Consider the following 10,164-nt stretch of genomic DNA (forward strand, 5'->3'; position numbering starts at 1 on the left):
GTGGTGCGGGACGCTCATTGTGGCGCTCGCGCGCGGTGGGTGCAATGTGCCTGCGAGGAGACGCGGGGACTTTGTACGGGAACGTGATGCTCCGTCAACTGGCGTGTTACGAGGCCTGATTGGGGGCAGGCGCGCAGGAATGGACCTCAACAGTCCGCGGGCGCCTTCAGGGCAACGGCGGTTCTCTGTCGAGTGACTCGGCGAGTGACTTGTTGTTCGTTTCGCCGTTGAGCAGGGCGTGGTGACTGTCGTACATCCATCACATCGCTCGCAGATCCAACCGGCATGACGACGGAGGCCTCCCATGTTCAACAAGCTGTCCGCGTTGGCGACCGGCCGCAGGAAGCTCGTACTCGTGCTGAGCCTGCTCTTCTGCGTCGTGGCCGGTGGCCTGGGTGCCTCCGTCGGTACGAAGCTGTCGACGGGTGGATACGACGTACCGAGCGCCCAGTCCACTCAGGCCAATGACATTCTCAGCAAGCGGTTCGGGACCGGTGAGCCCAATCTGGTGCTGCTCGTCACGACCCCCGAGGGGGCCGACGACGCCGACACCGTCCGCAAGGGGACCGAGCTGACGAACAAGCTGGCCGCCGAGACGGGAGTTCAGGAGGCGGTCTCGTACTGGACCCTGGGCAGAGCTCCCTCGCTGCGCGGTGAGAAAGCCGGTTCGGCTTTGGTCCTCGCCCATCTCAAGGGCGACGAGGACGAGGTCGGCGAGCACCTGGACAAGATCCGGCCTCATTTCGAGGAGGGGTACCAGGGTCTGGAGGTATGGTTCGGCGGCCGGGCCGAGGCCTATCGGGAGTTGAACGAGCAGACGCGGAACGATCTGCTGCTCGCCGAGTCCCTGATCTTCCCCGTCACGCTGATTCTCCTCATCTTCGTCTTTCGCGGCGTGATCGCGGCGCTGCTGCCGCTCGCCCTGGGCGTCGTCGCGATCATCGGCACGCTCGCCGTGCTGCGTCTGCTGGTGGAAGTCGCCGACGTGTCGGTGTTCGCGATGAACCTCGCCACAGGACTGGGCCTCGGACTGGGCATCGACTACAGCCTCTTCGTCGTCAGCAGGTACCGGGAAGAGCTGGGCAAGGGCGCTGCCGTCAACGACGCCATCGCCGTCAGCCTGGGCACCGCCGGACGCACCATCTTCTACTCGGCGATCACCGTCGCCCTGTCGCTGTCCGCGCTGCTGCTCTTCCCGATGTATTTTCTGCGCTCGTTCGCCTACGCCGGCATCGCCGTCGTCGCGTTCGCGGCGCTCTCCGCCCTGGTGCTGCTGCCCGCCCTGTTGGCCACCATCGGGCCGCGCATCAACAAGTGGTCCTGGAGGAGGAAGAAGACCAAGCCGGTCGAGAGCGGCTTCTGGCACCGCCTGGCCATGGTCGTCATGCGCAGGCCGGTTCCGATGGCCACCGCTGTCATCGCCGTCCTGCTGCTGCTCGGCTCGCCGTTCCTCGGCATCAAACTCAACCTCGCCGACGAGCGCACGCTGCCCGCCGACGCCGAGGCGCACCAGGTCAGCAGCGTCCTCACCCGCGACTACTCGGCGCGGGAGTTGGAGCCGCTCCTGGTCGTCGCCGACAAGTCGGGAGCACCGCGGAGCCACACCGCGGACATCGAGGCGTACGCCAAGCGTCTGTCCGGGCTCCAGAACGTCTCCCGGGTGGACGGCCTCACCGGCTCCTACACCGACGGCAAGAAGATCGCTCCGGCCGGTGTCGTCAACCAGCGCTACGCGGCCAAGGACGGCACCTGGCTGTCGGTGGTCCCCTCGGTCGGCTCGTACAGCGACGAGGGCCAGGAACTGGTGCGCGACGTCCGCGCGGCCAGGGCGCCCTTCGACACCAAGGTCGCCGGGACCGCTCCCGCCTTCCGCGACACGATGGACTCCCTGACCGACCGCATGCCCTACAGCCTCATGCTGATCGCGGTCAGTACGTTCGTCCTGCTCTTCCTGCTGACCGGCAGCGTCCTGATGCCCGTCAAGGCGCTCGTCCTCAACCTGCTCAGCCTCACCGCCACCTTCGGCGCCATGGTCTGGGTCTTCCAAGAGGGCCATCTGCAGTGGCTCACCGGGGAGTTCACCGTCACCGGAGGCATCGTCGCGGCCACCCCGGTCATGCTGTTCTGCGTCGCCTTCGGCCTCTCCATGGACTACGAGGTGTTCCTGCTCTCCCGGATCAAGGAGGAGTACGACGCCACCGGCGACAACACCCGCTCCGTCGCCTTGGGCCTGGAACGCACCGGGGGTCTGGTCACTGCCGCGGCCGTGCTCATCGCCCTGGTCTTCCTCTCCTTCCTGGTCTCCGGCATCACCAACATGAAGCTGCTGGGCCTGGGCCTTGCCCTCGCGGTTCTCATGGACGCCACCTTGGTGCGCGGCGTGCTGGTCCCCGCCTTCATGCGGCTGGCCGGCCGGTTCAACTGGTGGGCTCCTGGACCGCTGGCCCGGCTGCACCAGCGCATCGGCCTCAGGGAGGGCGGTGGTGGCACGGCCGCCTCGGCTCATGTCCCGGTCAACACCAACGCCCAGGCGACGGACCAGTCCGGGTAGGACGGGTGTACGTGGCCTACCTGGTGGCTCAGGCGGCCGTCCACGCGCGGAAGACGCCGACGCAGCCGTGTACGGACAGCTCGTGGCGGTCGAAGTGCTGGTCGAGCCGCGCGCGGAGGTCGTCGAGTGCGTCGCCGTCGTTGTGGAACATGCCCCGCCTGTTGAGCATCCGCATCGTCCGGCGGGCGGCGAAGGACACCGGCACTCCGGCCGACAGGACCGTGGTGCCGAAGACGATGCCCCCGGGGCGGACCACGGCCGCGGCGTGCGCCAGCGCGATCCCCTTCTCCCTCAGGCTTCCCGGGACGCAGTGCAGCAGATAGCTCATTCCCACCGAATCGTGGGAGTGCGTCGGTATGGGCAGGGGTTCCAGTACGTTCGCACGGACCGTGACGATTTCGTGGCGGCGGAGACGGTGCGCCGTGTGGGCCAGGGAGTTGGGGTTCAGGTCGACCAGCGTGATCCGCGGCTCGGGCACGGGAAACCGCGCGTGGTCGAGCAGGTAGCCGCTGCCCACACCTATGTCCATGTGGCGCGCGCCCACGCTGGTGTCGTACAGGCGTCGGGAGACCGCCGGCGGGCAGCGCCAGAGAAGGGGGCCGGTGCCGCGGTACACCATGAGGTCGTAGAGGTTGAGGAACGGCTTCGAGTATCCGGCCTGCCCGTCGATGACAGCCTGGTCGAGGTGGTCGAAGGGCTTGCCGCCGTTGACGTCTTCGGACATCGTCATTCTCCTTGGGGGATCTCAGCGCAGGCTGTTGAGCCAGTGGTCCACAGCGCGCAGAGCGGGCTCGCTGTGCTCGCGGATGATGGAGAAGTGGGTTCCGGGCGTGTCGGCGGCCGTGTGCGGGAGTTGCCAGTGGGGCCGCCAGTCCTCGGGCGCCTCGTCGAAGCCTGCCTGCGAGGCCCGCACCAGCAAGGTCGGCGCGCTGATCTCGCGTGGAGTCCACGCCTGGAAGAGGCCGGTGTAGTGCGCCTGAGCCGTGAGGCAGGCGTCGTCCTCCGCATCCCGCGTCCACAGACCGTCCGCCGCTTGGGGCTTCTGGGCCTGTTCGATACGGGCCTGTTCGATCCGGGCGTGGAGGTGTGGGAGCACCGCGCTGCGCGGCCAGTGGCTGTCCAGGAGCACGACAGCGTCGGGACCGGCTCCACGGGCTTCGAGGGCGGCCGCGGTGGCGTGGGCGATCCAGCCGCCCGCCGAGTACCCGAGCAGGACGACGGGACCGCCGCCGTCGCCGCCGCCGCACTGTGCGACAGCGTCTGCTTGGAGTTCCGCCAGGACGTCCACGGACGCGGGTAGCGGCTCCTGCCAGTTGAAGCCGGGCACCGGCAGGGCCCAGACGTCGTACTCGCCCCCGGACGCGGCGGCGAGCCGGGCGTACTGAGACGCTCCCGCGCCGGCGGCGAACGTCGGGAAGCAGACGAGGCGGGCGGCCGAACCGCGTGCGAGCCTGACGTGCGGGGGCCGCAGCCGCTGCTCGGGGGTGTCGAAGGTGGGGCGGAACCGCGCGACGTGTCGCACCAGTTCGCGGAACTCGTCGGTCCGGCCCAGTGCAGCGGCGCGGGCGAGCAGGGGCCCGAGGGTGAAGCCCTTCCCGTCGCTCTCGCTGGAGTGTGCCGCGTCCACGCCGTCCGCCGTTTCATGCGGATACGTCGCGTCCTGCCACTCCGCTACCAAGTGCCCGGCGAGGGAGGCGACGGTGGGGTGCTGGAAGACGAGACCTGGTGTGAGGCGCAGGCCGGTGTCCGCGCCGAGCCGGTTGCGCAGGTCCACCGCTGTCAGCGAGTCGAACCCCAGCTCGGGCAGTGGCCGGTCGTCGTCGACGGCGTCCGGGTCCGCCAGTCTCAGGACCGCTGCGACGTGCGTACGGACCAAGGTGGCGACGAGCCGGGCCCGCTCGTCCGCGTCCGCCGCCGCCAGGCGCTCCCTGACCTGCCGGACCTGGTCCGCCCGCGTCGGTCCGTGCTCGTCCGGGGTGCGGGCCGCGCCCATCGGCAGTCCGGTGACCTCGGGCCAGTACCGCTGGTGCTGGAAGGCGTACGTGGGCAGGTCCACCAGGCGTGCGCCGCAGTCGGCGAGCATCCTGTCCCATCCCACCGGGACCCCGCTGACGTGCAGATGGGCCAGTGCGCCGAGGAGTGCCTCCACCTCGCTGCCGGGGCACATCCGGAGGCACGTGCGCACTCCTTGGGAGCTGAGCCACCGGGCGGCGTCGGCCGGTGTGCCGTCCTGCTGTGCGAGCCGCAACCAGTGCTCCGGTGAGGACAGTTCCTCGTACGGCACCGGTCGGCCGGTGCGGCCGGAGAGGAGAGGAGCCGTGGGTGGCCGGAACGTCAGGTTCTTGACTGTCTGTCGGATGCTGTCCGCCTGACCGAGGGCTACGAGAAGTGCCGCCGCGTCGGTCAGGGACAGGACGCCGGCGCAGTGCGCGGCGGTGACCTCACCGGCGGACCGGCCGAGGAGGAAGCCGGGGCTGACCCCCCAGTGCTCAAGGAGACGGAAGAGTGCCACTTCCCCGGCGAACAGCGCTCCTCGGGCCAGGGCCGGGTCACCGGGTGGCTCTGCTCCGGCCAGGGGCAGCAGGTCTTCTCGAGGGCGGTCCAGTTGCGCCGCGACTGCGGTGGCGGCCTCATCCAGGGCCGACGCGAACAGCGGAATCCGTACGGACAACTCCTGCACCGGCCCGGCCTGTTCCTGAGTCCATTCTCCGGCCTGTTGCCCGGCCTGTTCGGGGCACGGGCCGGAGAACAGGAACGCGACCCGGTCGCGGGCGCGTGCGGTGCCGCGGACCAGGCCCGGGGCGGACGCGCCCCGCGCCAGCGCCGACAGCGAGGTCAAGAGGGCGTGCCGGTCCTCGCCGAGGAGTACGGCACGGTGCTCCAGACCGGCCCGGGTCGCCGCCAGCGAGCGCGCGACGTCGGCCGGTACGAGCTCCGCGCGCTCCTCGACGAACCGGCGCAACCGGTCGGCCTGCGTGCGCAGCGCCTCCTCGGTCCCGCCCGACAGCGTCCAGGGCACCACGGGGAGGGTGGCGAGGGTGTCCAGGGCGTGCGGCGGTGCCTCCGGTGCGTGCTCAAGGACCACATGCGCGTTGGTCCCGCTGATCCCGAAGGACGAGACACCGGCACGCCGTGCCCGGCCCGTGTCCGGCCATGGCCGGGCCTCGGTCAGCAGCTCCACCGCGCCCGAGGACCAGTCCACGTGCGGCGTCGGTTCATCCACGTGCAGGGTGCGCGGCAGCACGCCCCGGCGCAGCGCCATCACCGTCTTGATCACGCCGCCGACGCCGGCCGCGGCTGCGGTGTGGCCGATGTTGGACTTCAGCGAGCCCAGCCACAAGGGAGCGTGGCCCGGACGTCCTTGGCCGTATGTGGCGAGCAGTGCCTCCGCCTCGATGGGGTCGCCGAGCGTGGTGCCCGTCCCGTGCGCCTCGACGGCATCCACGTCCCGCGCGGTGAGACCTGCCTGGGCCAGAGCCTGCCGGATGACGCGCTGCTGGGCGAGGCCGTTGGGCGCTGCCAGGCCGTTGCTCGCCCCGTCCTGGTTGGTCGCGGTGCCGCGGATCAGAGCGAGGACCGGGTGCCCGGCGCTACGGGCCACCGACAGCGGTTCGACCAGGAGCATGCCGACGCCCTCGCCCCAGCCGGTGCCGTCCGCCTGCGCGGCGAACGCCTTGCACCGCCCGTTCGGCGCCAGCGCGCCCTGACGGCTGAACTCGATGAACGCTCCCGGCGTCGAGAGAATCGTCGCCCCGCCCACCAGGGCGGCCGTGCAGTCGCCCTGCCGCAGCGCCTGCACGGCCAGGTGAAGGGCGACCAAGGATGAGGAGCAGGCGGTGTCGACCGTCACCGCGGGGCCTTCGAGTCCGAACGTGTAGGCGAGACGCCCCGAGGCGACGCTCGTCGAGGTACCGGTCATCAAGTGCCCGGCGCCGCCATCGGGGTCCGCGGTCAGCAGCGGCAGGTAGTCCTGGCCGCTGACGCCCACGAACACGCCGGTACGGCTGCCGCCGACGGCGTCGGGCGACAGCCGCGCCCGTTCCAGGACTTCCCACGCCACCTCCAGGAGGAGGCGCTGTTGCGGGTCCATCGCCAGTGCCTCCCGCGGGCTGATGCCGAACAGGAGGGGATCGAACTGATCGGCGTCGTGGAGGAAGCCACCTCGTCGGACGTACGTACGCCCGGACCGGCCTGGGTCCGGGTCGTACAGCCCGGCCGTGTCCCAGCCGCGGTTGGCCGGGAAGGGGGAGGTGGCGTCCCGCCCCGAGGCGACCAGGTCCCACAGCTGTTCGGGCGAGGCCACGTCGCCGGGGTAGCGGCAGCCCATCGCGACAATCGCGATCGGCTCACCGGTCGCGGCCGCCGCCACCGGCTCGTCGGTCCGCTCATGAGCACCCGTCAGGCGGGCCAGGAGGTGGGTGGAGAGCCGCTCGGGTGTCGGATGGTCGAATACCGCGGCCGGGGAGAGGCGGACACCGGTGGCCGTGGCGAGCCGGTTGCGCATCTCCATCGCCGTCAGCGAGACGAACCCGAGATCGGTGAAGGCCTGAGTGACGTTGATGTCCGCCGGGGAGCTGCGGTTGAGCACGGCGGCGGCGTGCTCGCACACCGTCTCCAGGACCAGGTTCCTCCTGCCGCTCTCCGGGAGTTCCGCGAGGCGCCGCCGGAGCAGGGCGGCCGCGCTGTCGTCGCCCTCGCGGAGCGGGGTGGCGGCGGGCAGCGCGTCGGGCCAGTAGCGGCGGCGCTGGAACGCGAGGGTCGGCAGGTCCACCAGGCGGGCCCGTGGCCCGATGTGGGACGACCAGTCCACCGGGACGCCCTGCACGTGTGCCTCCGCCACGGAGGTCAGGAAACGGTGGAGGTGGCCTTCGGCCCGCCGCAGTGAGGTCAGCACCGTGGCTTCGGCGGCGACGCCCATCGTTCGCGCTGTGCCTGCTGTGCCTGCTGTGCTTACGGTGCTTGCCGTGCTTACGGTGCTTGCCGTGCTCTCGGTGATCTCGTGCAAGGACACCGCGAGCACCGGGTGCGGGCTCATCTCCACGTACGTGTGGTGCCCGGCCGCCAGAAGCTCCCGCACGGTCGATTCAAAGAGGACTGTCTCGCGCACGTTCCGGTACCAGTAGGCGGCGTCGAGCTCCGAGGTGTCGACCGGGCCGCCCAGGACCGTCGAGAAGAACGGGATCGCGGCCGTCCGCGGTGCGAGGCCCGCGAGCGCCGTGGCGAGTTCGCCCTCCAGCGTCTCGACCTGCGCCGAGTGCGAGGCGTAGTCCACCGCGACGCGGATCGCCCGTACGCCTTCCTGCTCGGCGGCGTGCAAAAGCTCGTCGAGTGCCTGGGCATCCCCCGACGCCACGACGGACGAGGGCGCGTTGACCGCGGCGACGGCGAGGCGTGTCCCCCACGCCGACAGCCGGGCGCGTGCCTGGTCCGCGGGGAGTGCGAGGAACGCCATGCCCCCGCTGCCGGCGAGGCGTTCGGCGACGAGGCGCGAGCGCCGTGCCACGATCCGTGCCCCGTCCTCCAGGGACAGGGCGCCCGCGACACACGCGGCGGCGATCTCGCCCTGGGAGTGGCCCACCACGGCGCCGGGTGCCACGCCGTGGGAGCGCCACAGCGCGGCGAGCGACACCATCATGGCCCACAGCGCGGGCTGGACCACGTCGACGCGGTCGAGCGGTGCCGCGCCCTCGACACCGCGGACGACGTCGACGAGCGAGAAGTCGACGTGCGGCGACACGGCTTCGGCGCACTCGTGCAGCCGCTCGCGGAAGACCGCCGATTCGCGGCAGAGGTCCGCTGCCATGCCCTCCCACTGGGCTCCCTGGCCCGGGAAGACGAACACCGGCTTTCCGGGGTCGCGCGCGACGCCCGTCACGACACCGGCGGCGCTCTTGCCCTCGACCACCGCTTCGAGGCCCGCGCAGTACGCCTCCCGGTCGCCGGCCAGCACGACGGCCCGGTGGTCGAAGAGGGTGCGCGAGGTGAGGAGCGAGTGGGCGATGTCGGCCGGTGCCAGCTCCGGCCGGGCGCGTACGTGATCACGCAGGCGGGCCGCCTGCTCGCGCAGCCCGCGACTGTTCCTCGCAGTGATCAGCCAGGGCAGAAGCCCGGCGCTGTCGCCGTCGCCGTCGCCGTCGCCGTCGGTGGAATCGTGCGCGGTGGCGTCCGCGACGTCCGGTGCGGCAGGGAGCGCGGGGAACGTGTCGTCCTGAGACTCCTCCAGGATCACATGCGCGTTGGTGCCGCTGATGCCGAAAGAGGAGACACCGGCCCGCCGCGGACGGTCGTACTGCGGCCAGTCCCGCGCCTCGGTCAGCAACCGCACCGCGCCCGAGGACCAGTCCACGTGCGGGGTCGGCTCGTCCACGTGCAGGGTGCGTGGCAGTACGCCCCGGCGCAGCGCCATCACCGTCTTGATGACACCGCCGATGCCTGCCGCCGCCTGGGTGTGTCCCAGGTTCGATTTGATCGAGCCCAGCCACAACGGGCGGTCGCTCGGGCGCTGTTGGCCGTACGTCGCGAGCAGTGCCTGCGCCTCGATGGGGTCTCCGAGCGTCGTGCCGGTCCCGTGCGCCTCCACCGCGTCCACCAGGTCCGCCGACAGCCGGGCCGACGCCAGTGCCTGCCGGATCACCCGCTGCTGCGACGGACCATTCGGAGCCGTCAGACCATTCGACGCACCATCCTGATTCACCGCCGAACCACGCACCACGGCAAGCACCGGATGCCCGTTGCGTCGCGCCTGCGACAAACACTCCAACAGTACGAGCCCCACACCCTCCCCCCACCCCGTACCGTCCGCCGCGGCCGCGAACGCCTTGCACCGCCCGTCCGCCGCGAGCCCGCGCTGACGGCTGAACTCCACGAACATGCCCGGGGTCGTCATCACCGACGCTCCGCCCGCCAGGGCCATGGAGCATTCCCGTCGGCGCAGCGCCTGCACGGCCAGGTGCAGGGCGGTCAGTGATGCCGAGCACGCCGTGTCGACGGTCATCGCCGGGCCTTCCAGACCGAACGTATAGGCGAGGCGGCCCGACAGCACACTGGCGAGGAAGCCGGTGGAGTAGCCCTCGAAGGTTTCCCGGGCGTTCTGGGCCAGGAGCGCGTACTCCTGGCTGCTGGTGCCGACGAAGACACCTGTGTGGCTGCCCCGCAGGCAGGACGGTGGGAGGCCGGCGCGCTCGAAGGTCTCCCAGGACACCTCCAGGAGCAGGCGTTGCTGCGGGTCGAGCGTCAGCGCCTCACGCGGGCTCACTCCGAACAGGGCGGCGTCGAACGATGCCACGTCGGAGAGGAAGCCGCCCTCACGCGCGTAGCTCTTCCCCGACCGGTCCGGGTCGGGGTCGTAGAGGCCGTCGATGTCCCAGCCGCGGTCCTCGGGGAACCGCGTGATCGCGTCCTTCCCTGAGACGACCAACTGCCACAGGTCCTCCGGCGATCGGACGTCTCCCGGAAAGCGGCAGCCCATCGCCACCACCGCGATCGGCTCCGCGGCGGCGTCCTCCAGCTGCCGCAGGCGCCCCCGGGTCTCGTGCAGGTCGGCGGTGACCCGCTTGAGGTAGTACCGAATCTGGTCGTCCGTCACCATGTGCAACCACCTCGTCGAGACGTCA

The 10,164-nt window shown here is 71.0% G+C and carries 3 protein-coding genes; 1 reads left to right on the forward strand and 2 read right to left on the reverse strand.

Annotated features, from left to right (window positions below):
• Positions 1 to 304: 304 nt before the first annotated feature.
• Positions 305 to 2,551, forward strand: a complete 2,247-nt coding sequence (locus tag ACWDZ7_RS26455) for an MMPL family transporter (protein ID WP_451800327.1) — start codon at positions 305 to 307, stop codon at positions 2,549 to 2,551.
• 28 nt (positions 2,552 to 2,579) lie between these two features.
• On the opposite strand, the gene ACWDZ7_RS26460 is transcribed toward ACWDZ7_RS26455, so the two are convergent.
• Positions 2,580 to 3,275, reverse strand: a complete 696-nt coding sequence (locus tag ACWDZ7_RS26460) for a class I SAM-dependent methyltransferase (RefSeq protein WP_451800329.1) — start codon at positions 3,273 to 3,275, stop codon at positions 2,580 to 2,582.
• Between the two features lie 21 nt (positions 3,276 to 3,296).
• On the reverse strand, positions 3,297 to 10,136 hold the full coding sequence (locus tag ACWDZ7_RS26465) for a type I polyketide synthase (RefSeq protein WP_451800378.1): 6,840 nt from the start codon (positions 10,134 to 10,136) through the stop codon (positions 3,297 to 3,299).
• Positions 10,137 to 10,164: the final 28 nt, after the last annotated feature.

The sequence above is a fragment of the Streptomyces sp. NPDC003032 genome, from assembly GCF_053591415.1.